The 25135-nt window shown below is 33.8% G+C and carries 22 protein-coding genes; 18 read left to right on the top strand and 4 right to left on the bottom strand.

Translation table 11 applies throughout. The features are described from left to right. Positions 1-16 precede the first annotated feature (16 nt). The 12 genes from ASD98_RS15100 (at position 17) to ASD98_RS15045 (ending at position 13134) form a co-directional block, all read left to right on the top strand. A complete protein-coding gene (locus tag ASD98_RS15100) occupies positions 17-1210 on the top strand; it encodes an argininosuccinate synthase (RefSeq protein ID WP_056205911.1) in 1194 nt (397 codons plus the stop codon). Then, positions 1203-2180 carry an N-acetyl-gamma-glutamyl-phosphate reductase gene (gene argC, locus ASD98_RS15095; protein WP_056205910.1) on the top strand — a complete coding sequence of 326 codons (978 nt, stop codon included), beginning with the start codon at positions 1203-1205 and terminating at the stop codon, positions 2178-2180. Before ASD98_RS15100 ends, argC begins: the two co-directional genes overlap by 8 nt. 80 nt (positions 2181-2260) lie before the next feature. After that, entirely contained in the window at positions 2261-3394 is a 1134-nt protein-coding gene (locus ASD98_RS15090; RefSeq protein WP_056205909.1) for an aspartate aminotransferase family protein, read from the top strand. A gap of 113 nt (positions 3395-3507) precedes the next feature. Then, the gene (locus ASD98_RS15085) at positions 3508-4701 is read left to right on the top strand and encodes a glutamate-5-semialdehyde dehydrogenase (RefSeq protein ID WP_056205908.1); all 1194 of its coding nucleotides are present in this window, start codon (positions 3508-3510) and stop codon (positions 4699-4701) included. A gap of 169 nt (positions 4702-4870) precedes the next feature. Next, positions 4871-5632, top strand: a complete 762-nt coding sequence (gene proB / locus ASD98_RS15080; RefSeq protein WP_056205907.1) for a glutamate 5-kinase — start codon at positions 4871-4873, stop codon at positions 5630-5632. A gap of 70 nt (positions 5633-5702) precedes the next feature. Continuing rightward, positions 5703-6104 (top strand): GxxExxY protein, encoded by a 402-nt coding sequence (locus ASD98_RS15075; RefSeq protein WP_056205906.1) that lies wholly within the window; start codon positions 5703-5705, stop codon positions 6102-6104. 84 nt (positions 6105-6188) lie between these two features. Then, positions 6189-7136: an N-acetylornithine carbamoyltransferase gene (locus tag ASD98_RS15070; RefSeq protein ID WP_056205905.1), complete on the top strand. Its 948-nt coding sequence runs from the start codon at positions 6189-6191 to the stop codon at positions 7134-7136. Positions 7137-7230: 94 nt separating this feature from the next. Continuing rightward, positions 7231-8007: an acetylglutamate kinase gene (argB, locus tag ASD98_RS15065; RefSeq protein ID WP_056205904.1), complete on the top strand. Its 777-nt coding sequence runs from the start codon at positions 7231-7233 to the stop codon at positions 8005-8007. Between the two features lie 278 nt (positions 8008-8285). Next, positions 8286-9356, top strand: coding sequence for a M20 family metallo-hydrolase (locus ASD98_RS15060; RefSeq protein WP_056205903.1), 1071 nt, complete (start codon positions 8286-8288; stop codon positions 9354-9356). Positions 9357-9545: 189 nt separating this feature from the next. Further along, complete coding sequence (gene argH / locus ASD98_RS15055; protein ID WP_056205902.1) at positions 9546-10826, top strand: argininosuccinate lyase; 1281 nt, start codon at positions 9546-9548, stop codon at positions 10824-10826. A 143-nt stretch (positions 10827-10969) separates the two neighbouring features. Then, a complete protein-coding gene (locus ASD98_RS15050) occupies positions 10970-11968 on the top strand; it encodes a DUF2157 domain-containing protein (protein WP_056205901.1) in 999 nt (332 codons plus the stop codon). Further along, positions 11965-13134 (top strand): hypothetical protein, encoded by a 1170-nt coding sequence (locus ASD98_RS15045; RefSeq protein WP_056205900.1) that lies wholly within the window; start codon positions 11965-11967, stop codon positions 13132-13134. The genes ASD98_RS15050 and ASD98_RS15045 overlap by 4 nt, the downstream gene beginning before the upstream one ends. Positions 13135-13250: 116 nt before the next feature. On the opposite strand, the gene ASD98_RS15040 is transcribed toward ASD98_RS15045, so the two are convergent. Together ASD98_RS15040 and ytxJ are read right to left on the bottom strand one after the other, a co-directional pair. Next, complete coding sequence (locus ASD98_RS15040; RefSeq protein ID WP_056205899.1) at positions 13251-13793, bottom strand: HD domain-containing protein; 543 nt, start codon at positions 13791-13793, stop codon at positions 13251-13253. 19 nt (positions 13794-13812) lie between these two features. Continuing rightward, positions 13813-14202: a bacillithiol system redox-active protein YtxJ gene (ytxJ, locus tag ASD98_RS15035; RefSeq protein ID WP_056205898.1), complete on the bottom strand. Its 390-nt coding sequence runs from the start codon at positions 14200-14202 to the stop codon at positions 13813-13815. Between the two features lie 205 nt (positions 14203-14407). On the opposite strand from ytxJ, the gene clpB reads away from it, so the two are divergent. The 5 genes from clpB (at position 14408) to ASD98_RS15010 (ending at position 20654) form a co-directional block, all read left to right on the top strand. Continuing rightward, positions 14408-17011, top strand: a complete 2604-nt coding sequence (gene clpB, locus ASD98_RS15030; protein WP_056205897.1) for an ATP-dependent chaperone ClpB — start codon at positions 14408-14410, stop codon at positions 17009-17011. Between the two features lie 352 nt (positions 17012-17363). Further along, entirely contained in the window at positions 17364-18248 is an 885-nt protein-coding gene (locus tag ASD98_RS15025; RefSeq protein ID WP_056205896.1) for a DUF808 domain-containing protein, read from the top strand. 346 nt (positions 18249-18594) lie between these two features. Beyond that, positions 18595-19008, top strand: a complete 414-nt coding sequence (locus tag ASD98_RS15020) for a hypothetical protein (RefSeq protein ID WP_056205895.1) — start codon at positions 18595-18597, stop codon at positions 19006-19008. A gap of 173 nt (positions 19009-19181) precedes the next feature. After that, entirely contained in the window at positions 19182-19595 is a 414-nt protein-coding gene (locus tag ASD98_RS15015) for a hypothetical protein (protein ID WP_056205894.1), read from the top strand. A 168-nt stretch (positions 19596-19763) separates the two neighbouring features. Continuing rightward, positions 19764-20654, top strand: coding sequence for a carbon-nitrogen hydrolase (locus tag ASD98_RS15010; protein WP_056205893.1), 891 nt, complete (start codon positions 19764-19766; stop codon positions 20652-20654). A 75-nt stretch (positions 20655-20729) separates the two neighbouring features. On the opposite strand, the gene ASD98_RS15005 is transcribed toward ASD98_RS15010, so the two are convergent. After that, a complete protein-coding gene (locus ASD98_RS15005) occupies positions 20730-21989 on the bottom strand; it encodes an OmpA family protein (RefSeq protein WP_056205892.1) in 1260 nt (419 codons plus the stop codon). Positions 21990-22191: 202 nt separating this feature from the next. Beyond that, complete coding sequence (locus tag ASD98_RS15000) at positions 22192-23712, bottom strand: choice-of-anchor I family protein (RefSeq protein ID WP_056205891.1); 1521 nt, start codon at positions 23710-23712, stop codon at positions 22192-22194. A 187-nt stretch (positions 23713-23899) separates the two neighbouring features. Here ASD98_RS15000 and ASD98_RS14995 point away from each other — a divergent pair, with 187 nt between their 5' ends. Beyond that, positions 23900-24940 (top strand): agmatine/peptidylarginine deiminase, encoded by a 1041-nt coding sequence (locus ASD98_RS14995; protein WP_056205890.1) that lies wholly within the window; start codon positions 23900-23902, stop codon positions 24938-24940. The last annotated feature ends 195 nt before the right edge of the window (positions 24941-25135 follow it).

Here is a 25135-nt window from a genome sequence, read left to right as displayed (position 1 = left end):
GCCAAAATTATAAAAAATGAAAAAAGTAGTATTAGCTTATAGCGGAGGATTAGATACCTCGTATTGTTTGAAATATTTAAAAAATGAAAAAGGATACGAAGTTCACACTGTATTGGTAGATACAGGAGGATTTGACGCAGAAGAATTATCAGCCATTGAAAAAAGAGCTTACGAATTAGGAAGTGCACAACACGCAAATCTTACAATCGTAGACAAATATTATGATAAAGCTATAAAATATTTGATTTTCGGAAATGTATTAAAAAACAATACTTATCCATTATCAGTAAGTGCAGAACGTGTTTTTCAGGCAATTGAAGCTATAAAATATGCTAAAAAAGTAGGAGCAAGCGCCATCGCACACGGAAGTACAGGTGCAGGAAACGACCAAATACGTTTTGACTTGATTTTCCAAACGATTGCTCCGGAAATTGAAATTATTACACCAATTAGAGATTTAAAACTTTCAAGACAAGAAGAAGTAGATTATTTGGCTCAAAACGGAGTTCATTATTCTTGGGAAAAAGCACAATATTCGATCAATAAAGGACTTTGGGGAACCAGTGTTGGAGGAAAAGAAACCTTGACTTCAGGCCAGCCATTGCCAAGTGAAGCTTATCCTTCTCAATTGAAAAAAGAAGGTGAAGAAAAAGTAACGCTTCATTTTGAGCAAGGGGAATTAGTTGGAATAAACGGTAAAACAGATAAACCATCAAACAACATCGTTGCTCTTGAAAAATTGGCAAATGCTTACGCAATTGGTAGAGATATTCACGTTGGGGATACCATTATCGGAATTAAAGGTAGAGTTGGTTTTGAAGCTGCTGCGCCATTAATCATTATCAAAGCGCACCATTTATTAGAGAAACATACGCTTGGAAAATGGCAGCAATACTGGAAAGAGCAGTTAGGAAACTGGTACGGAATGTTATTCCACGAAGGTCAGTTCTTAGATCCGGTTATGAGAAACATTGAAACTTTCTTACAAGACACTCAAAAAACAGTAAACGGAACCGTAACGGTTTCATTAAAACCATACCATTTCTCACTTGACGGAATCGAATCTAAAAATGATTTGATGAACACAGGGTTTGGTCAGTACGGAGAAATGAACAATGCTTGGACATCTGATGATGCAAAAGGATTTATCAAAATTCTTGGAAATGCACAAAACATATTTTCATCTGTAAATCAATTAGATCATGATTAATGTCGGAATAATTGGTGGTTCAGGCTACACGGCTGGAGAACTCATCAGAATTTTAATGTATCACCCCAAAGTAAACATCGATTTTGTTTACAGCACTACAAATGCAGGAAAACCACTTTCTGTGGCACACCACGATTTGATGGGCGACATTGAAATGAATTTTACGGATATAATAAATCCTGACGTAAATGTGGTTTTTTTATGTTTAGGTCACGGAAAATCAATTTCGTTTTTGCAGGAAAATGCATTTGCAAGCCATACTAAAATCATTGATTTAGGAAATGATTTCAGGTTGAATAAAGATGCTCATTTCCAAGGCAAAGATTTTGTTTACGGATTGCCTGAATTGAACAAAGCAGAAATTAAAAAAGCAAATTATATTGCAAATCCAGGTTGTTTTGCAACGGCTATACAATTGGCTTTATTGCCTTTAGCAGAATATAATATGCTAAATAATGATGTTCATATTAATGCTACAACCGGAAGCACAGGGGCAGGAGTTGGACTTTCAGAAACTTCTCATTTTAGTTGGAGAAACAACAATATGTCGCATTATAAAGCTTTTGAGCATCAGCATTTAGGTGAAATTTCAGAAAGTTTGGTGCAGCTGCAAGATGATTTCGAAAGTGAATTGCTTTTTATTCCGAATAGAGGAGATTTTCCAAGAGGAATTTTTGCAACTTTATATACATTATGTGATGATAGTTTGGAACAATTAGTAGAGAAATATGAAGATTTCTATAAAAACGAACCTTTTGTAACCGTTACCACAACAAATATTAACCTGAAACAAGTGGTGCAAACGAATAAATGTATCATTAGTTTATTGAAAAAAGGAAACCGGGTGCTCATAACATCAATTATAGATAACTTAACCAAAGGTGCTTCAGGACAAGCAATTCAAAACATGAATTTAATGTTCGGTTTAGAAGAAACCACAGGTTTAAATTTGAGACCAAGCGGATTTTAGGAAAAATTTGTTTCAGGTTTCAAGTTTCAAGTTCTATGCGTAACTTGAAACTTGAAACTTGAAACGTTAAACAAAAAAACATGAATTTATTTAACGTTTACCCATTATATGACATAACTCCGGTAAAAGCAGTAGATTGTACAATTTACGACGACAAAGGAGTAGAATACTTAGATTTATACAGCGGACATGGTGTGATTTCTATTGGACACACACAACCAGATTACGTAGAAAAATTAAAAAATCAATTAGACCATTTAGGATTTTATTCGAATGCGATTCAGAATCCTTTGCAGGTAGAATTGGCGCAGAAATTAGGAAAACTTTCCGGTTTAGAAAATTACGAATTATTTTTATGCAGTTCTGGAGCTGAAGCCAATGAAAATGCTTTAAAACTAGCTTCTTTCCACAACGGAAAATCTAGAGTTGTAGCTTTTGATAATTCTTTTCACGGAAGAACTTCTGCAGCCGTTGCCGTTACTGATAACAAAAAGATCGTTGCGCCAATTAACGCACAGCAAGTAGTTACCTTTTTACCGTTAAATCAAATCGAATTAGTAGAAGCTGAATTGGCTAAAGGAGATGTAACAGCAGTAATTATTGAAGGAATTCAGGGAGTTGGAGGTTTAGATCAGGGAACAACAGAATTTTTTCAGGCTTTAGAAAAAGCATGTAAAAAACATGATGTTGTTTTGATTTTAGATGAAGTACAATCAGGATACGGAAGAAGCGGGAAATTCTTCGCTTTCCAACACCACGGAATCAACGCTGATATTATTTCAGTTGCAAAAGGAATGGGGAATGGTTTTCCGGTTGGAGCCATTTTGATTTCACCAAAATTTGAAGCAAGTTTCGGATTGTTAGGAACTACTTTCGGCGGAAGCCACTTATCTTGTGCGGCAGGAATTGCGGTTTTGGATGTAATTGAAAAACTTGATTTACAAAAAAATGTAAACGAAGTTTACGAATATTTCTTAGAAAAAATCAAAGAAGTGGAAGGCATCAAACAAGTAAAAGGAAAAGGTTTAATGCTAGGAGTTGAGTTTGATTTTGATGTTGCAGCTTTGAGAAAAAAGCTAATTATCGAAAAACACATTTTTACAGGAAGCGCTAACAATAAAAATCTATTGAGAATTTTACCGCCGCTTACAGTGAAAAAAGCTGATATTGATACGTTTGTAAAAGCTTTAAAAGAAAGTTTAGAAGAGCTATAATGTTTATTTGTTTAATCGTTTAATCGATTATACGAATTAACGATTACACGATTAAACGAATTAACGATTACACGATTAAACGATTACACGAATTGACCAATTAAACCAAAAAAATGAACCCATTATCAATTGAAAAACGCAATCTCGTTTTGCATTCTATGGCAAAGCTGGTCGAGCAGGAGCGGAGTCAGATTATTCTAACGAATCAGGAAGATTTATTGGCTTATGACGGCTCAGATTTAGCGATGGAAGAACGCTTGAAAGTAGATGATAAAAAAGTCGATGAGATGATTTTATCATTGAACCAATTAGCTTCTCAGGAAGATCCTGTTGGCGTTGAGCGTTTTCATTTTACACATGATAATGGAATAAAAGTGGTGAATAAAACAGCCGCTTTTGGTACAATTTTAATTATTTACGAATCTCGTCCCGATGTTACGATTGAAGCGGGCGGAATTGCTTTTAAATCTGGAAATAAGATTTTATTAAAAGGAGGAAAAGAATCTCTACAATCAAATTTGAAAATCGTAAGTCTTTGGCATAAAGCTTTAGAAGAAAACGGAATTTCAAAAGATTGGGTGGAATATCTGAATTACAACAGAACGGAAACTCAGGCATTCTTAGAAAAACCAACTCAAAAAGTCGATTTAATTGTTCCAAGAGGCGGAGAAAAACTAATTGAGTTTGTAAAAGCACACGCAACCTGCCCAGTAATTGTAAGCGGCCGCGGAAACAATTTTGTTTACGTTCATGAAAATGCAGATACTGATTTGGCTTTAAAAGTAATTTTGAATGCCAAAACCTCTAAAATCTCGGCTTGTAATGCTTTGGATAAAGTTTTGATAGATTCAAGATTGCCTAATTTTGAAGGTTTTACGGCTATGTTAATTGAAGTTTTAACCGAATCAAAAGTGGAAATTATCGTTGATAAATCATTAGAAAATTTCGAAAATACGGAAACGCTTCAAAACGAAGATATCTGGTACGAAGAGTTTTTAGACTATAAAATCGTCATCGGAACCATTGATTCTGAAGAGCATGCTATCGAAAAAATCAACAAATATTGTGGAGGGCATTCGGCGGCCATTATTACAAAAGAGGAAAAAGCAGCCAAAAAATTCATGGAAGCTGTTGATGCTGCCGCAGTTTATCACAATGCCTCAACCCGTTTTACAGACGGCGGACAATTTGGTTTAGGCGGAGAATTAGCGATAAGCACAGATAAATTGCATCAAAGAGGACCAATTGGTTTACAGCATTTGGTTACCAATAAGTGGTACGTATACGGAGAAGGGCAAATTAGATAATTAGACTTCTTAGAATTTTAGACTTATTGGAATTTGGAATTTTATACCGAGGCTTCTGGATTGGAATTTAATTATAGATAAAGCTTTGCGAACTTATCGTTTGCAAGCACAAACAATATAAGAACCTTGCGCACTTTGCGGTTAAAAAAATCGCAGCAAAACAACAACAATGGGTAAAAAAAGGATTTTATTAAAAATAGGAAGTAATACTTTAACCAAAGAAACCAATCATATTTCGCGGGGAAAGATTGAAGACCTTGGAATACAAATCGCTGCTCTAAACGATGAATATGAATTTATCATAGTCAGCTCCGGAGCAATTGCAGCAGCAAAGCAATTTGTAAAGCTGGACAATCAAGATAAAGATGTTTTTGTAAAACAAGCTTTAGCTTCTATCGGACAGCCTCATTTAATGCGGATTTACAATGAAAATTTTAAGGATTTAGGATTAAATACTTCGCAGTGTTTGCTTTCTTATTCTGATTTCGAAAAAGAACAGACCAAAAAGAACATTGTAAACACCATTAATGTATTGGTTAAAAACAATTACATTCCGATTATCAATGAAAATGATACCGTTGCCACAGATGAGATTCGGTTTGGAGATAATGATAAATTAGCGGCTTTAACGGCAGTACTGCTAAATGTTGATATTCTGATAATTGCCACTAATACGAACGGCATTTATACGAAAGATTCCATTCACGATGAAAATCCGGAAACGATTAAATTGGTAAACGATCTAAAAGTATTAGAAAAAGAAATCGGAGAATCAAAATCATCACACGGAACTGGTGGAATGCAGTCCAAAATCGAAGCAGCCGGAATCGCAAAAGCAGCCAACATTGAAACCTGGATTGTAAACGGATTAAATGATAATTTTATATTGAAAGCACTAAAGGAAGAAATTTCTTTCACAAAAATTGTGTAGATTTATACGCGGATGACACGGATTCACTTCGTGAAAACGCGGATTTTTACGGATTTTTAAATGTTGAAATATGAATTTATTGCATGAAGAACTAACTGATGTAATTATTAAAACTTTTTATGAAGTTTATAATGAATTAGGACATGGCTTTTTGGAAAGGGTTTATCAAAATTCTATGTATTTAGAATTAAAGAATAAAGGTCTTAAAGTTGAAGCGCAAAAGAAAATTGAAGTTTTTTATAAGGGAATAACGGTAGGGCAGTATTATGCAGATTTGATTGTAGAGGATTTGATCATACTAGAATTAAAAGCTGCAGATTGTATTGTTGAGGCCTTTGAAAATCAAATTTTAAATTATCTAAAAGGAACAAATTGTGAAGTAGGTTTACTTTTAAATTTTGGAACTATACCAGAATTTAGAAGAAAAATATTTGACAATAGCAAAAAAAATAGAATTGAAAAATCTGTGTAAATCCGCGTTTTCACGAAGTGAATCCGTGTCATCCGCGGATAAATTTATTCAGCATAAAAAAATAAAAAAAAACAAGGAAAACAAATGAACTACATCTCAATAAAAGACATCAACTCATTATCAAAATGGGTAAAACAAGCGATAAAAATCAAAAAGAACCCGCTTAAAAATCAAAGTTTAGGAAAGAATAAAACTCTTGGAATGTTATTCTTCAACCCAAGTTTAAGAACACGTTTGAGTACTCAAAAAGCGGCACTAAACTTAGGAATGAATGTAATGGTAATGAATTTTACCAACGAAGGCTGGACACTAGAGTTCGAAGACGGAGCTGTTATGAATTCAGGAGCTTCTGAGCATATTAAAGAAGCGGCAGAAGTAGTTTCACAATATTGTGATATTATCGCAATTCGTGCTTTTGCTGGTTTGGTTGATAAAGAAAAAGATTATCAGGAAACTGTGATTTCAGGATTCCTGAAACATGCAACAGTGCCAATCGTAAATATGGAAAGCGCAGTACGTCACCCAATGCAGTCTTTGGCAGATGCCATTACAATGGAAGAACACAAAACGAAACATAAACCAAAAGTTGTTCTTTCGTGGGCGCCACATCCAAAAGCTTTGCCTCAGGCAGTTGCGAATTCATTTGTAGAAATGATGCAAATGCAAAAAGATATGGATTTTGTTATCACACATCCCGAAGGTTATGAATTAAGCCCTGAAATTACAAAAGACTGCAAAATCGAATACGATCAAAACAAAGCTTTCGAAAACGCCGATTTCGTTTACGTAAAGAACTGGAGTAACTTCAACGATTACGGAAAAGTTACCAACATCGATCCAAGCTGGACCGTTACTGCCGATAAAATGGCATTAACCAACAACGGAAAATTCATGCACTGTCTTCCAGTTCGTCGAAATGTAATTGTAAGCGATGAAGTTTTAGACAGCGAGAATTCAATTGTAATTGAGCAAGCGAATAACAGAACGTATTCAGCACAATTGGTTTTACAGAAGATTCTTAAAAAATTGTAATTTTTTGAGGTGCTAAGGTTCTAAGTTTCTAAGATGCTAAGAAACTTTAGAACAAAAACCTTAGTCCCTCAGTACCTTAGTCCCTTAGAACCTCATGAAGAAAGTTAAAGTAATAAAAATTGGTGGAAACATCATCGATAATCCAGCAGAATTAGAACAATTCTTAACCGATTTTTCTAAAATTGAAGGATATAAAGTTTTGGTTCACGGCGGTGGAAAATCGGCTACAAAGATGGCACAGAGTATTGGTTTGGTTCCTCAAATGATTGACGGACGCCGCATTACAGATGCTCCAATGCTTGATGTTGTAGTGATGATTTATGCAGGAGAAATCAATAAAAATGTTGTGGCACAATTGCAGTCAAAAAATAATAATGCAATGGGATTTTCCGGAGCTGATGGCAATTTAATTCAGTCAGTAAAAAGAAATCACCCCACAATCGATTACGGCTTTGTAGGCGATGTAAAGCAAGTCAATACCAAATTACTGGCTACTTTATTAGAAGCTGGAATCGTTCCCGTTTTCTGCGCGATTACACACGATAAAAACGGACAATTACTAAACACCAATGCGGATACGATTGCAAGCGAATTATCAATTGCACTATCTGAAGTTTTTGATGTTACGCTGACATATTGTTTTGAAAAACAAGGTGTTTTACAAGATTCAGAAGACGATTCATCTGTAATAACAGAAATCAACGAAGCATTATACAATAAGCTAAAAGAAGAAAAAGTAATCCATTCCGGAATGATTCCAAAACTGGATAACTGTTTCAATAGTTTATCAAGAGGTGTACAGAAAATCAAAATCGGGCATCACAAAATGCTTCAAAATCCAGATGTTCTGCATACAACTATTACATTATAAAAAATGTTGCCATGAATTGACGCTAATTTTCTCTGTTAAAAGAGAAAATAATTTTAGACATACATTAAAAAGTTTATTTTGATTTTAAATCTGAGATAAAAAAATAATTTATGAAAATACGTGTAATCAGTGGCAAAAAAACGGAACTGCGCAGTGCTTTTAAATATTAATTTAAGAAATTTGCGCAAATTAAAAATGTCGCATATTATTTAGTTAAGAAAGTAAAAGCTTAAAAAAAACTTAGCGACTTAGCGCCTTTGTGGCAAGAGCACAACAAAATGAAAAATATAGATACGCTTACCCAGGAAGCAATTAGTTTATTAAAAAGCTTAATCGAAACCCCTTCATTTTCAAGTGAAGAAGATCAAACGGCTCTGTTAATCGAAAATTGGTTCAATCAAAACGAGATTCCTTTTCAAAGAGAAAACAATAATGTGTGGGCTTTCAATAAATATTTCGACGAAAACAAACCAACACTTTTACTAAACTCACATCACGATACCGTAAAACCAAATCAAGCTTACACCAACGATCCTTTTAAAGCGATTGAAAAAGACGGCAAATTATTCGGATTAGGAAGTAATGACGCTGGAGGATGTTTGGTTTCATTATTAGCAACCTTTGTTCATTTTTACGAAAATCAAAATCTTTCGCACAATATTGTAATTGTGGCTTCCGCCGAAGAAGAAAGCAGCGGAAAAAACGGTTTAAACAGCGTTTTAAAACATTTACCAGAGTTAGATTGTGCAATTGTTGGCGAACCAACTTTGATGCAATTGGCTGTGGCTGAAAAAGGTTTGTTAGTTCTAGACGTAAAAGTAAAAGGAACCGCAAGCCACGCCGCACATCAAAACGATGATAATTCATTATACAAATCAATTCCCGTAATGGAATGGTTTAAAAATTATAAATTCGACAAAATCTCTGATGTTTTAGGTCCAGTAAAAATGACCGTAACGCAGATCAGCGCTGGAAAACAACATAATGTTGTTCCTTCAGAATGTGATTTGGTAGTTGATATCCGTGTAACAGATCGTTATACCAATACTGAAATTTTAGAGGTTGTTAAAGCCAACGTAAACGCCGAAGTAACGCCAAGATCAATGCATTTAAACGCATCGTCTATTCCGGTTGCACACGGTTTAGTTCAGGCTGGAATTGCTTTAGGAAGAACAACTTATGGATCTCCGACGCTTTCAGACCAATCTGTTTTAAGCTGTCAGTCTTTAAAATTAGGACCAGGAGAAACATTGCGTTCACATTCAGCAGATGAATTTATTTTTATAAATGAAATAGAAGAAGGAGTCGATTTGTATATCAAGATACTAACCGATTTCTTTAAATTATAATATTTTTTAGAAGCTATTTCCCGCTATCCGTTCCAATCTTTTATTTTTTTAAAGGAAAAAAATAAAAGGATTTCCACTACTATCGGGGCTAGTACATTCAGGAAATAAAGAAACATAGTAATAAAATAGAACTTTGTGAATCTCTGAGTTTCTTAGTGAAGCTCTGTGAAACAAAAAAACATACATCTTATGAAACTTTGGGAAAAAGGAATACCAACAGACAAACAAATTGAACAATTCACCGTTGGAAACGATCGTGAATTAGATTTAGTTTTAGCAAAATACGATGCTTTGGGTTCAATTGCTCATGCCAAAATGCTTGGGCAAATTGGTTTATTAACCGCTGAAGAAACCACTTCTTTAGTTGATGCATTAAACGAAATCATTGCCGATATTGTAGTTGGAAATTTCGAAATCGAAGACAGTTTCGAAGACGTACATTCTAAAATCGAATATCTGCTAACCGCAAAACTAGGTGATGCAGGAAAGAAAATCCATACCGCCCGTTCTCGTAACGATCAGGTTTTGGTAGATGTTCATTTGTATTTAAAAGACGAATTAAAAGCCATAAAAGAACAGGTAAAAACATTGTTTGATTTGTTAATGGAATCGGCAGAAAAGCATCAAAATGTTTTATTGCCAGGTTATACGCATTTACAAATCGCAATGCCATCGTCATTCGGAATGTGGTTTTCTGCTTACGCTGAAAGTTTAATTGATGATGTTACGATGTTGAACGCAGCTTCAAAAATTGTAGATCAGAATCCGTTAGGATCTGCAGCGGGTTATGGAAGTTCATTCCCAATCAACAGAACATTTACAACTAAGGAATTAGGTTTCGAAACTTTAAAATACAACGCAGTTGCTGCACAAATGAGTCGAGGAAAAGCAGAGAAAACGGTTGCTTTTGCCATGACAAGCGTTGCAGGAACGTTGTCAAAATTTGCCATGGACGTTTGTTTGTATATGAGCCAGAACTTTGATTTTATTGGTCTTCCGGCGCATCTTACAACAGGTTCAAGTATTATGCCTCACAAGAAAAACCCTGATGTTTTCGAATTAATAAGAGGAAAATGCAATAAGATTCAGGCATTACCATACGAAATCACTTTAATCACAAATAATTTACCGAGCGGTTATCACAGAGATTTACAGCTTTTAAAAGAAGGTCTGTTTCCGGCAATTCAAAACCTTAAAGCTTGTTTGGATATTGCCATATTTTCTATTAAAGATATTACGGTTAAAGATCATATTTTAGAAGATAAAAAATACGATTACTTATTTACTGTGGATACTTTAAATGAAATGGTTGTTGAAGGAATGCCGTTTAGAGATGCTTATAAAGCCGTTGCAGAACAATTGGAAGCAGGAACATACAAATCTCCAAAACAAACAAAACACACGCATGAAGGAAGTATTAACAACTTATGTCTTGATTCGATTAAAGACAAAATGAAAGCTGCTTTCTAAAAGCTTATTTCCTAAATAATATGAAACCGATTTGTAGATAATACAAATCGGTTTTTTTTATTTCTTTAAATATATTTTTGAAACATAAGAAACTTCGACCTAATTATCTAAATTTGAGAATCTATTATTTTTAAATCAAAAATATGACGCAATTTGACGAACAGGCATCTCAAGGTCTTTTTGAGAAAAATCTAATTACCGAAAATCAGTTCCAGGAAATAAAAGAATATCGAAGTCTCAATATTTTTTCACTCAATGTAGAATTAAAACTGTTGCTCTCCATTTCAGTTTTAATGTTTACGTCAGGAATAGGAATTCTTATCTATGACAATATTGATAGTGTTGGACACATTGCACTTCTGGCTATTTTGTTTGTTCTTATTTGTGGCTGCTTTTATTATTGTTTTAAAAATTCTAAAGGTTTCCAAAAAACAGAAACCACAACAGAAAGTCATTTTTTGGAATATGTGGTTTTAACAGCCAATGTTCTCACCTGCATTTTTATAGGATATCTTCAGGTTCAATATGAGTTATTTGGAACACATTATGGTTTGGCGACTTTAGTCCCAACAATTGTCAGTTTCTTTTGTGCCTATTATTTTGATAACAAAAGCGTTTTAACCATTGCTGTTACAGGTTTGGCAGCGTACGTTGGACTTTCGGTAACACCACAGGATATTTTTAATGGCAATAATAATTTTTATGCCAGTCAAAGTTTAAGTTATTCAGCTATTATGCTTGGTCTTTTACTTATTCTATGGACAGTTTATAGTTTCAGAATTAATTTAAAAACACATTTTGCGCTTATCTATCTCACATTTGCTTTGCATATTATAAGTATTGCCTCAATAAGCAATATGGTTAGTGAAGAAATTATCTGGCTTCTTTTCTCTTTAATTTTAGCAGGCTCATCTGTTTACTTTTATAAAATAAGTCATCAGCTCAAAGCAATTTCATTGTACGTTTTCATGATTGTTTACGCCTATATTGGCATTAATATTTTCATATTTAGAATTTTCGAAAACATTGATTTTGGTGATATATGGGTATTATTTATCATGATATTGCCAGCTTATTTCATTGGTTCAATAGTATTGTTTATAAAACTGATTAAAAACTTCAATAAAGAAATAGCCGAATGATAGTACACGATAAAAATTTACTAAATAATTTATTTTTAACTGAAGAAGCAGATTCTCTTGAAAAAGGAGGGTTTATCAGCAAAGAACAAAAGAAAATAATTAGAAATAAATTATCATCTTTCAAAATTCAAAATAACATTCTAGTGCGTTTAGGATTTTTTCTGCTGGGATCATTTCTATATTCCTCTATTTGCAGCTTTATTTCTTTAATTGCATTATCAGGCGCAGAATCTTTTTTTAAAATTTGCTGTTTTCTTTTTGCAGGTGTTGGTATTGCAGGTGCTGAATTTTTATCGACTAATAAATATTACAGACACGGCTTAGATGATGCTTTTATTTTAGGAATACTTTTAAATGTTGGCGGTGCTGTTGTCATACTTACAGAAGATTTTGAAACAGGATTAACTCCCGCTATTTTTGTTGCCATTGCTTCTTTTTTAACTTATAAAAGATACTTACATCTGCTTTCTATGCTTGTTTTTTGTTTGGCAAGTTCAGCAGTTTTATTTTTCGGAATGTTTGAAATTGGAGATATTGGTAAAACAATTTTACCTTTTGTGGCAATGTTAGTTTCGGCAGGGTTTTATTTTTTTACGAAACAAAGAATCAAGAATTTAAAAGAAGTTTACTATTACAACGGATTATTGTTAGCCAATAGTTTCTGTTTGATTCTATTTTATCTTTCCTGCAACTATTTAGTAGTAAGAGAACTTTCTGCAGAACTTTTAGGAATTGAAGTTCAGCCGGGACAGGATATTCCGTTTGCTTATTTCTTTTACGTATTTACGTTTGTAGTTCCCGTTGTGTATTTGGTTCAGGCTTTAAAAACCAAAGACAGAATCATGCTTTGGATTAGTTTTGGAGCAATAGCTTTTACTGTTTTTACCATCCGATTTTATTATTCGGTTTTACCAATTGAAGCCGCATTAACTATTGGAGGATTAGTGATGTTTGCCATTGCATTTGTCTCTATCCAAAAATTAAAAAATAAAGAATCCGGATTAACTTTTAAACCGGACAGGATCAATCATTCAACTGCAATTTTAAATGCTCAGACTTTAATCGTAGCTTCAACTTTTGGTATGAAACCGGAAGTTAAAACAGAGTCGCCAATGGATTTTGGAGGAGGAGGATTTAGCGGCGGCGGATCTGGAGAAAGTTTTTAATTAATTGTAAATTGTGAATGGTTAATTATTACAGTGAAAATTTAAAAAGTGAAAACTTATAAAACAAAAAACGCTGAATTTTATTCAGCGTTTTTTGTTTGTTTTAATAAAGAATCTTAATCAAGATATTGTTCGTATTCTTCTATTTTAGAGCGTAAACGATTTTCTAAATACGGATTACCGCCTTTTAATTTTTCCAAAATAATCTCCGCTTCATTCTTATAATTTCTTCTTTTAAGATTGTCCCAGCTTTTTGGTGGTTTTTGCAAATTGGTAATTCTATCAGCCAATTTTACTGCCCAGATTTCTTTTCTAAGTTTTGAAATTCTGTTTAAACTATCCAGCATCTTTTCTTCTTTAGGCAAATTGCTGTCCTTTGTAAGAGCAGAAACCCCTTTGGCAATTTCCAGTCCAAATTCAAGTTCCAATTCTTCAAATGTTGTATTTGTATCTTCTAGCGTATCATGTAATAAAGCAACTTGTGTTGCAAAATTTAGATCAAAATGGTCTGTATTATTTGATGCAATTAAAATTTCCATCGTAACATTGCTCAAATGAATAACATAGGGAAGATTAGAATCAGTAATAGTCTGATTATTTTCTAAATGCTTTATTGTTGCAAAAATTATCGTTTTTTGATAAGCTGTCTGTACATCCATTTAATCAACTTTAGAATTATTAAACTTTACTTTTTAGTGCTTCAGCATCAATATCGCTATGCGAAACATTATAAACAGCTTTTCCGTTTTTGATTAAAATTAACTGCGGGGATTCATGATAAACACCAAATTTGTCCGCAATTTCATTAGAAACATCCCTATGTGCAATTAGGTCAAGAAAATAGGCATCGACAACTTCTTCAAGATCAAACTCTCTTTCAAATTGTTTTAGCGCCATACGGCTGATGCTGCACCTTGTACTGTGTTTAAAAATTACAACAGGTTTTTCATTAGATATTGCTTCGATTTCCATTAATTGATGAATATCGGTCAATTCAGTCCAATTAACTTTACTTTTTGGAGAATCTGAGTTCTCTGAACTTCCGAAGATTGAATTAAAAAAACTCATATTTGGCTTGTTTTGTGACTTTTTGACATTTAAAACGGATTGAAATTATCGTTTTTGCGTCATTTTGTCTTTGTTTTTACTGTGGAATGTAATTTGAATATTCGAAAGCAAAGTTAAATCTTTTGAGCTAAAAAAATATCTCAATAAGTCTTAACTTTAATGTAATCGAATATTTTAAAACAAAAATCAATCAAATCTTAAAAATATGAACATAAATAAATTTACTATTAAATCGCAGGAAGCCATTCAGTTGTCGCAGCAATTAGCGCAGCGAAATGGTCAGCAGCAAATTGAAAATGAGCACATTTTCAAAGCAATTTTTGAAGTTGATGAAAACGTCGCGCCATTTATTTTAAAGAAATTAAATGTAAATGTACCCTTGTTTTTGCAAATTCTGGACAGTACAATTCAGAGTTTTCCAAAAGTTTCAGGAGGTGACATTCTGCTTTCAAGAGATGCAAATAAAGCTTTGAATGAAGCTGAAATCATTGCGCAGAAAATGAACGACGAATACGTTTCGATCGAGCATTTAATCTTGGCAATTTTCGATTCAAAAAGCAAAGTTTCTCAAATTTTAAAAGATCAGGGCGTTACAGGAAAAGGTCTTAAAGCCGCAATCGAGGAATTACGTAAAGGTGAAAGAGTGACTTCTGCTTCTGCCGAAGAAACCTATAATTCATTGAATAAGTACGCTAAAAATTTAAATGAATTAGCCCGTACCGGAAAATTAGATCCGGTTATTGGACGTGATGAAGAAATTCGTCGTGTATTGCAGATTTTGACCCGCAGAACAAAAAATAATCCAATGCTTATTGGTGAACCGGGAGTTGGTAAAACTGCAATTGCAGAGGGTTTAGCACATAGAATTGTTGATGGAGACGTTCCTGAAAATTTAAAAGATAAAATCGTTTTCTCATTAGATATGGGAGCTTTGATCGCAGGAGCGAAATTCAAAGGAGAATTTGAAGAGCGTTTAAAATCGGTTGTAAAAGAAGTTACCGCTGCCGAAGGAGACATCGTTTTGTTTATTGATGAAATTCATACACTTGTAGGCGCTGGTGGAGGTGAAGGCGCTATGGATGCGGCTAACATCTTAAAACCGGCTTTGGCTCGTGGTGAGTTAAGAGCAATTGGAGCGACAACTTTAGATGAATATCAAAAATATTTCGAAAAAGATAAAGCACTTGAAAGACGTTTTCAAAAAATTTTAATCGATGAACCGGATACAGAAAGTGCTATTTCAATTTTACGTGGAATTAAAGAAAAATACGAAACGCACCATAAAGTGCAGATTAAAGACGAGGCGATTATTGCTGCTGTTGAACTTTCGCAGCGTTATATTACAAACCGTTTTTTACCAGATAAAGCGATCGACTTAATGGATGAAGCGGCTTCGAAACTGCGTATGGAAATCAATTCAAAACCTGAGGAATTAGATGTTTTGGATCGTAAAATTATGCAGTTGGAAATTGAAATCGAAGCGATCAAACGTGAGAAAGAAGAAAGTAAGCTAAAAATCCTTCGTATGGATTTGGCAAACCTAAAAGAAGAACGCAATGAAATCTACGCCAGATGGAAATCTGAAAAAGATATTGTAGACGGAATTCAGGCTGTAAAATTAGAAATAGAAGATTTTAAATACGAAGCAGAACGTGCAGAACGTGATGGTGATTACGGAAAAGTAGCCGAAATTCGTTATGGAAAAATAAAAGAAGCACAAGAACGTCAGGAAGCACTGCAAAAACAATTATTAGAATTTCAATCGGGTAATTCTTTAATTAAAGAAGAAGTTACCAGAGAAGATATTGCAGAAGTTGTAGCAAAATGGACTGGAATTCCGGTTATGAAAATGCTTCAGACAGAAAGAGAAAAACTACTGCATCTTGAAGACGAATTGCACAAACGTGTAGTGGGTCAGGAAGAAGCAATTGAAGCCGTGAGTGATGCTGTTCGCAGAAGCCGTGCCGGTTTGCAGGATATGAAAAAACCTGTTGGAACATTCTTGTTTTTAGGAACGACCGGAGTTGGTAAAACGGAGCTTGCAAAAGCCTTGGCCGAATATCTTTTTGATGACGAAAATGCCATGACACGTATTGATATGAGTGAGTATCAGGAACGACACAGTGTGAGCCGTTTGGTTGGTGCGCCTCCGGGATATGTAGGTTATGATGAAGGAGGTCAATTGACTGAAGCTGTTCGTAGAAAACCGTATTCTGTAATTTTGTTAGACGAGATCGAAAAAGCGCATCCGGATACGTTCAATATTTTATTGCAGGTTTTAGATGAAGGTAGATTGACAGATAATAAAGGCCGTCTTGCTGATTTCAAAAACACGATTATTATTATGACCTCAAATATGGGAAGTCATATTATTCAGGAAAAGTTTGAAAACCTAAAAGGAAGCGTTGAAGCAGCGACAGAAGCCGCTAAAAATGAAGTTTTAGGATTATTGAAACAAACCGTTCGCCCTGAATTTATAAACCGTATCGATGAAATTGTAATGTTTACACCGCTTACAGTTGAGAATATTTCTAAAATTGTAAGCCTGCAATTGAAAAGTGTTACAAAAATGCTGGCGCTGCAAGGTATTACGATGGATGCGACACCAGAAGCAATCGCTTATTTGTCAGACAAAGGATATGATCCGCATTTTGGTGCAAGACCAGTAAAACGTGTGGTTCAGAGAGAAGTACTGAATCAATTGTCAAAAGAAATTCTGGCAGGAAATATAACAACAGACAGCATAATCTTAATAGATGCTTTCGACGGGAAATTGGTTTTTAGAAATCAAACACAACCCGCACTATAATTTGTTTGGTTAATTATTTTTTGAGGAGGAAACACCAGTCGAAAGGCTGGTGTTTTTTTATATCCGTGAATAATGAAACTTTTTTCAAAAGTCATATAAACAGAAATTCTGATTTAATTCTCAAATTTACTATAACATAAAACTAATTATCATGAACAATATATTTAGAGGATTAATCGCGGGATATGGAGCGAAAAAATTAGGCGGCGGATGCTTTGGTACGATACTGGTATTTGTAATTATCTGGCTGTTATTAGGTCAATGCAGTTAATTTTTGAGGAAAAATTAAATCAAAAGTGGTAGATTCGCACAACCAAAATTAATTAGGTTTAAGAATTAAAAATTAAATATAATGGCATCAGGTTTTTTCGTACTATTAGATGATATCGCAGCAATTATGGACGATGTTGCAGTAATGAGTAAAGTTGCAGCAAAAAAAACAGCAGGAATCTTAGGCGATGATTTAGCTGTAAATGCTGAAAAAGCCTCAGGATTTGCATCATCGAGAGAACTTCCGGTATTGTGGGCAATAAGTAAAGGATCTCTTCTTAACAAAATTATTATCTTACCTATCGCTTTTTTATTAAGTGCTTTTTTTCCTGTTGCTATCATTGTAATTTTGGTTCTTGGCGGACTTTTCCTTGCATATGAAGGAGCCGAAAAAATTTACGAATTTATTTTCCCTCATGCACACGAAGAATCAGAAGGAATTACCGAAGAAATTCTAACAGAAGAACAAATTTTAGAAGCCGAAAAAGGCAAAATAAAATCAGCAATTGTAACCGATTTTATATTATCTGTAGAAATCGTAATTATAGCTCTGGGAACTGTTATTGGTAAACCTATTGTGCAGCAAATTGTTGTAACTTCAATAATTGCTTTAATAGCAACTATTGGAGTGTATGGTATCGTAGCTCTTATTGTTAGAATGGATGAAGCGGGTTATAAGCTTATCAAATTTAGTAAAAGAGAAAAAAGTATATCAAAATTCATCGGAAATATTTTAGTTAAAGCGCTTCCATTGGTTATTAAAAGTTTAACTGTAATTGGTACAATAGCTTTAATATTAGTTGCCGGTGGTATCTTCGTGCATTATATTCCATATTTCCATCATTTAGCTGCAGAAATTAATATCCCTTCAATTATAAAAGAATTTGTAATTGGATTGGTTTTAGGACTTGTAGTTTTAGGACTTGTGAATGTCTTCAAAATGATATTCAAAAAGAAAAAACAATAGTTTAAAATAATATTAAATAATTTATGAAACACTAGTCGTAAGGCTGGTGTTTTTTTTTGAAGCAAACCTATCGTTTTCAAATGAGACCAATATTCCCGCTATCCACTATATCTTTTATGGTCTCGTTAAATAAACGAGACCATAAAAGGATACCGTTTCTATCGGGGCTAAACGAGAAAATTTTTGTTTTCATAAGAAATTATGCTTCTTTTTAAAATTATTTTTGTCGAATAAGTTTCTTAATAACAAGTGTTTAATCTTTTTATTATTCAAATTAACATTTAACCAAAGCAACCATTTTATTTATCCTGCATCTTCATATTATAACATTAAATTATTATTTTATATGAAAAGTTTTAAATTAAAATCAGTTTTAGTAGTTTTATTCTTGTCAATTGTATCTTTTTCATGCAATAATGATGATGACGAGAAACCGGCAGACAATCCAGTTTTAAAAGCAGCGTTAGTCACTGGAATTACTGGACCGGCGACTGGAAAAGTTAATGACGAGTTAAGCTATGAGATAACTTACATTGTTGATAATGCTTGTGGAGAATTCGATAAAATTTCTGAAGTAAAAATTGGAACCATAAATGGATTACAGGTTATAGCGAAATACCCAACTGGAGTTTGCACGCAGCAAGTTCCGGATCCTAAAAAGACAGTTTATAAATTTAAGGCAACTGCAAAAGGAACTTTTGATATCAAATTCAAAAAATCAGAAACAGAATTTTTAACTAAGACAGTTGTTATAGACTAAGCATTTCTTAGTAGATTACTTTAGGTGGTAAAACCATTTTGCAAAAGTTTAAATTTTTAAACCGATGTAAAATGGTTTTTATTTTAAGAATATTATAAAATATTTAGCATTTTTTAAAGCAACCTTTGTACTTTAGCCTCATCTTATAACAATAAACAATTAATAAAATTTATATGAAGATTTTTAAATTACAATCGGTTTTAGCAGTGTTTTTTTTAACTGTTTCTTTGGTTTCATGCAGCAGTGACGATAATGGGAAAGAAACACCTCAAACTACTTCTAGAGCAGCAAATGTTACAGCAATCAGCGGGCCGGCGACAGGTAAAGTCAACGTCGAAATTAATTATGAAATATCTTTTATTGTAGATAACGCATGCGGTCAATTTGACAGAATCGCTGATATATCACTTGGTAAAGACGAAGGATTTCAAGTAGAAGCAAAATATCCTTTAACAACTTGTGCAAACCAAACACCAACTGCTTTGCACACAACATATACATTTTTGGCACCATCAAAAGGAACTTATAATATCAAATTCAAAAAATCTGAAACTGAATTTATAACTAAGACAGTAGTTATCGATTAATTGAACTGATTTTTAGGTTGAAAAAACCATCTTACAGCAATTTAATTTTTAAGTTGATGTAAGATGGTTTTTTATTTAGGGATATACTTCGATTTAATTATATCATAAAACACTGAGTTTTTGCCATTCCTCCAAAATTTACTATTTTTGCACTCTAAATTTTATGTCATGTCGAAAAGAAAATATAAAATATCGGTAATTCAGTTAAACCTGAATGATGTAGCCGAAAATAATCTAAAAAAATGTATCAGCTGGGTAAGAGACGCGGCAAGTCAAGGCGCAGAAGTTATCTTACTTCCGGAATTATATAGCAGTCATTATTTTTGCCAAAGCGAAGATGTAGACAATTTTGCATTAGCAGAACCACTTTACAGCACTTCATTTATTGCGTTCAGCGAGTTGGCAAAAGAACTTGGAGTAGTAATTATTGTTCCTTTCTTCGAAAAAAGAATGGCAGGAATTTACCATAACAGCGCTTATATCATCGATACAGATGGTACAGAAGCTGGTTTATACCGTAAAATGCACATTCCGGACGATCCGCATTTCTACGAAAAATTCTACTTCACGCCAGGTGATTTAGGTTTTCAGGCAATAGAAACTAAAAAAGGAACTGTTGGAACATTAATCTGCTGGGATCAATGGTATCCTGAAGCAGCTCGTATTACAGCTTTAAAAGGTGCTGAGGTTTTATTTTATCCAACAGCAATTGGATGGCATCCAAAAGAAAAAGAACAATACGGAGAAAATCAATACGGAGCCTGGATGAATGTAATGAAAGGACACGCCGTTGCAAATGGTGTTTTCGTTGCAGCAGCAAACCGAATTGGTCTTGAAAAATATCTTGAAGGAACAGAAGGAATTCAATTTTGGGGAGCGTCATTTATTGCTGGTCCGCAAGGTGAAATTTTAGCTCAGGCTTCTCACGATAAAGAAGAAATCTTAATTGCTGAGGTTGACTTGGATTTACAGGAAAATGTACGTCAAAACTGGCCATTCTTCAGAGATAGAAGAATTGATGCTTTTGGTGATATTACAAAAAGAGCAATTGATAAATAATCTTATCTATCCTTTATCAAACAAAAAAGGCCGTTTCAAATTATTGAAACGGCCTTTTTTAATGTAATATATAATTTACTTTACCTGAAAAGTAACTCTTCTCACGATTTGACGTGCCTCTTTTGAATTTTTGTTAACGGAAGTATCTTCTCCATTAGCAATTACATTCAATCTTGAAGCATCTATTCCCGCATTAACAGCCACTTTCTTCACAGCTTCAGCTCTTTTTCTTGATAATTCAGTATTGTAACTTGTTTTTCCAATTTCGTCAGCATAACCAATAATATCTGCAGATTTTCCAGGATTATTTTTTAGATATTTCACTAAGAAATCAACACCTGATAAAGAAGCATTTGTTGGTTTAGACGAATTAAAATCAAAATAAACATTTACATATCCTCCATTAATTAATTCTTCAACGGTACTGTTTGTTGCGCCTTTACCGTTTTGTCCGTATGTTTTCTCTAAATAACTTTCCAGCTCATCCGGTACACCATTTTGATTGTTATCAATAGATTGTCCTTTTGTATTTACAGCAACTCCTGCAATTGTATTTGGCTCTAAATCATATAAGTCAGCAACACCATCTTTATCACTGTCAATAAGGCCAGTTTCAATAGTTGTAACCCTGTCTTCTAATTTGTTTAGTCTTTCATTTTCTTCAGAATACCAGTCAGCATGCTTTTCATTTTTACCAAGATAGAAAGTCAAACCAACAGATGCATTTAGTAATATACCGTCAAATGAGCCTGTTGTAGTATTTCCCATTCCGTCAAAATTCCAGTTTTGTCTTCCGTTAATAATTCCGGTAAGATCACCAGTCAAAGCAACTCGGTTACTTAATTTAATTTGTCCTGTCAAACCAGCGATTCCGTGGGCCATATAATCCTGACCGCCAAAACCGGTTTCAGTACTAATTTGCGACACTCCAAAACCTCCATGTGCCAAAATCCCAATAGTATTTGTCCATGTTTCAAAATTTAAGGCACGTCCAACATTAATAACCCCTTGTAAACTAGCACGAACATATCGGCTTTCGAAATCGGGAGTATTGTCTTTTTCAGTAAATTGATCGTATCCAACATCTAACTTTACACCAAATTTTGGATTAAACATATATCGTACACCTAAATCACCATGAAACAAATTCAGGCTTTCAGTAGCATATCCCGGAGTCATGGCTCTTGTTGGTTTATTAACACCACCATTTAATTCGATAGACCATTTATTATATTCAGGCTTTTCAATACTTGGTGTTGTAGACATGGTAGTCATTTGTGCATTTGCAGCGAAGGCTAATAGTAAAAGAGATACAGATGCTAATTTCTTTTTCATAATATCAAAAAATTTAATTCGGCTTTTATTTAAACTCTTAGCAAAAGTAGGGCTGGCATTTTAGGAATGTGTTGTATCCCGTCTTACATAATTCCCATTGTTTTGTCTATGAATCTGAAAATGCGGTAATTAAATTTTTATTTTTAGAAAAAAAAAAGGATAAAATCTAAATTTTACCCTTTTAAGAATTTTAAAATACTGGTTATTTTAAGTCTGGCTGATATATTTTTATAGTTCCGTCGCCTTCGCTGCTTACAACAACTAAACTTCTTTTAGTCGGACTTTTTGAAGCCGGAATAAAAAGAATTCCTTCTGGTGCATCACCCGTTTTTACCGTTTGTAAATATTGAGGCGAGGCAGGATTCGTAACATCATAAGTCATAAAAGCATCAGATCTTTCAAGACCCACAAATAAAATATTCTGATTTCCCATTTTTGTAACAACTACTGCTTCTGGTTCAGAACCTTTATCATCGCTTCGTTTGTCATCATAAGTGCCTAATTCATTTGTTTTTTTATCAACATCATTTTTACTGTCATAAACAATTTTTCCAGTGTTTCCATTCCAAATAGAAAATGATCTTGCACCAAAACTTACCATTTCATCTAAATCGCCATCACCATCAGTATCTCCCATATCAGTAATAAGATTCAATCTTCCTAAATTAGCATCTAGTTTTAAAGTCGCGGCATCAGGAAAAACAGTTGCATCAAGCTTCAGGCTTTTCATACGTTTAATGTCTGTATAAGCATCATATTCTCTTGCGTCACCTTCATTAGCAGTAACAAAGTAAGGAACATTATTAGAAGAAAAATGACTAATAGCATCCGGCATATACAATCCCTTTACTTTCCATGGGCTAAATGCAATTTTATCATCACTATCACTTACATCAATAGCATTTTCTGCCGTATTGTAATCTTTTAATCCCAGAGGATAAATTGCAGTAATAGTTTTTGAAGTCAAATCCACTTTTGCAACACCATTGTTTTCTTGTAAAGTTACCCAAGCTGTTTTTGAATCATCAGAAATTGTAATGTATTCTGGCTCAATATCCTGAGCAAAGCTTTTAGCATACTTAGAAATTCTGAATCCGTCTTTAGCCAATGCCGCTGCCTGGTTACTGAAAGAAGCAAAATCAAGAGTTGTAACACTATAATTGCTAGTTTCGATAATAGAGATAGTTCCGTTTGGGTCTTGCAAATAATCTGTACTTGGCTCACCTTCATTTGCTGTCATAATATATTTTCCATCAGCAGAAAATGTGATCATATCTGGCAAAGCACCCACTGTAACTTGTTTTATTAAGCTGTAATCGCTTGTATTAAAAATAACAACCTTTCCGTTTCCTTGTTTGTTAACCGTTGATTCTAAAGCTACAGCAAGTTTTCCATCATAAACAGAAACACTGTTTGATGCACCTTCATAAGCAGCTAAATCAATTTTACCAATTTTAACCGGTTTTGTTGGGTCGGCTAAATCAATAACATCAATTTGATTAGTTCCGCTGTTATTTACAGTAAAAAGTCTTTTTGTTTTTTCGCAGTAAGCAGAGATTTCAGCAGCAGCAGCTTCTCCAATTTTAATCGAACCAATTTCTTTAAAAGTGGCAGGATTTTCATTTACAACAACTTCCGGTTCTTCGTTGTTAGAGTTTTCATCGTTATTACAGCTTGTCATTAAAAATAAAGCAGCTAATAATGTGATACTAATTTTTTTCATTTGTTAGTTTTTTAGTTTCGCCAAAAGTAATTAGCCAATCTCGGTCAAATATTAAGCCTTCATTATTTAATCTTTAACTTAATTTTTGGAAGATATTCTTTGTGAAATAACACATCATTTTTATTCAGATGTTTTAAAATCCTAACGAATGCTTATCTTTGTACACTTTTAAAAATTAGAACCTTTTATGGCAGCAAATAATAGAAGATTTCCAGCAGAGTGGGAAAAACAACAAGGAATTGTATTATGTTTTCCGCATAACGGTAACGACTGGCCGGGAAAATATGAAGCAGTTCAATGGGCTTTTGTAGAATTTATTAAAAAAGTAGCGACGTTTGAAACTGTTTTTTTGGTTGTAGCCGATGAAAAGCTAAAAGAAAAAGTAGCCGAAATGCTTGAAAGAGCTCGTGCTAACCTTAAAAACATCTCTTATATAATCCATAAAACAAACAGAAGCTGGATGCGTGATTCCGGGCCGATTATTGTAAAAAATGGTTCAAAAAGAGAAGCATTAAATTTCAATTTTAATGGATGGGCGAAATATAAAAACTATCAATTAGATAAATTTGTTCCGGGTAAAGTGGCCGATTTTATTGATGTGCCTTTAACTCAGGTTACTTATAAAGGAAAACCAGTAATCGTTGAAGGCGGTGCAATTGATGTAAATGGAAAAGGAACTTTATTGACTTCTGAAGAATGTTTAATGCACCCAACAATTCAGGTTCGAAATCAAGGTTTTACAAAAGAAGATTACGAAGCGGTTTTTAAAGAATATCTAGGAGTTACCAATGTTATTTGGCTTGGTGACGGAATAGAAGGTGATGATACACACGGGCACATTGATGATTTATGCCGATTCGTAAATGAAGATACAATCGTAACTATTGTAGAAACAGATAAAAACGATTCAAATTACAAACCTTTGCAGGATAATTTGAAACGCTTGCAAAACGCAAAACTAGAAAACGGAAAATCTCCGGTTATTGTAGCGTTACCAATGCCAAAACGTGTTGATTTTGAAGATTTAAGATTACCAGCAAGTTATGCTAATTTCTTAATTTTAAATAATTGTGTTCTGGTTCCGACATTTAATGACAGTTATGACCGTGTAGCTTTAAATATACTTTCAGAATGTTTTCCTGACAGAGAAGTTATCGGAATAAGCTGTATAGATTTCATCTGGGGATTCGGAACATTACATTGTTTAAGCCAGCAGATTCCGGCATAATTTTTTTGCCACGAAGACACAAAGTTTTTTGAACTGTTTTGTAAGGCTAAAGCTAAGTCCAAGTTCCGCAAAGATTTTTGTCAAAGTATTCTATACAGATTTAATCTCGCAAAGTCGCGAAGGTGCAAAGTTTTTTTTAGTTGCTTCCAGTTTTAACTGGAGGTATTTATATTTTAAAAAAAAAAAAGGCTTTAG

The organism is Flavobacterium sp. Root186 (assembly GCF_001428525.1).
Classification (GTDB): domain Bacteria; phylum Bacteroidota; class Bacteroidia; order Flavobacteriales; family Flavobacteriaceae; genus Flavobacterium.
The sequence above is the reverse complement of the archived record's forward strand: the minus strand, read 5'-3'. Positions and strand labels throughout refer to the sequence as shown.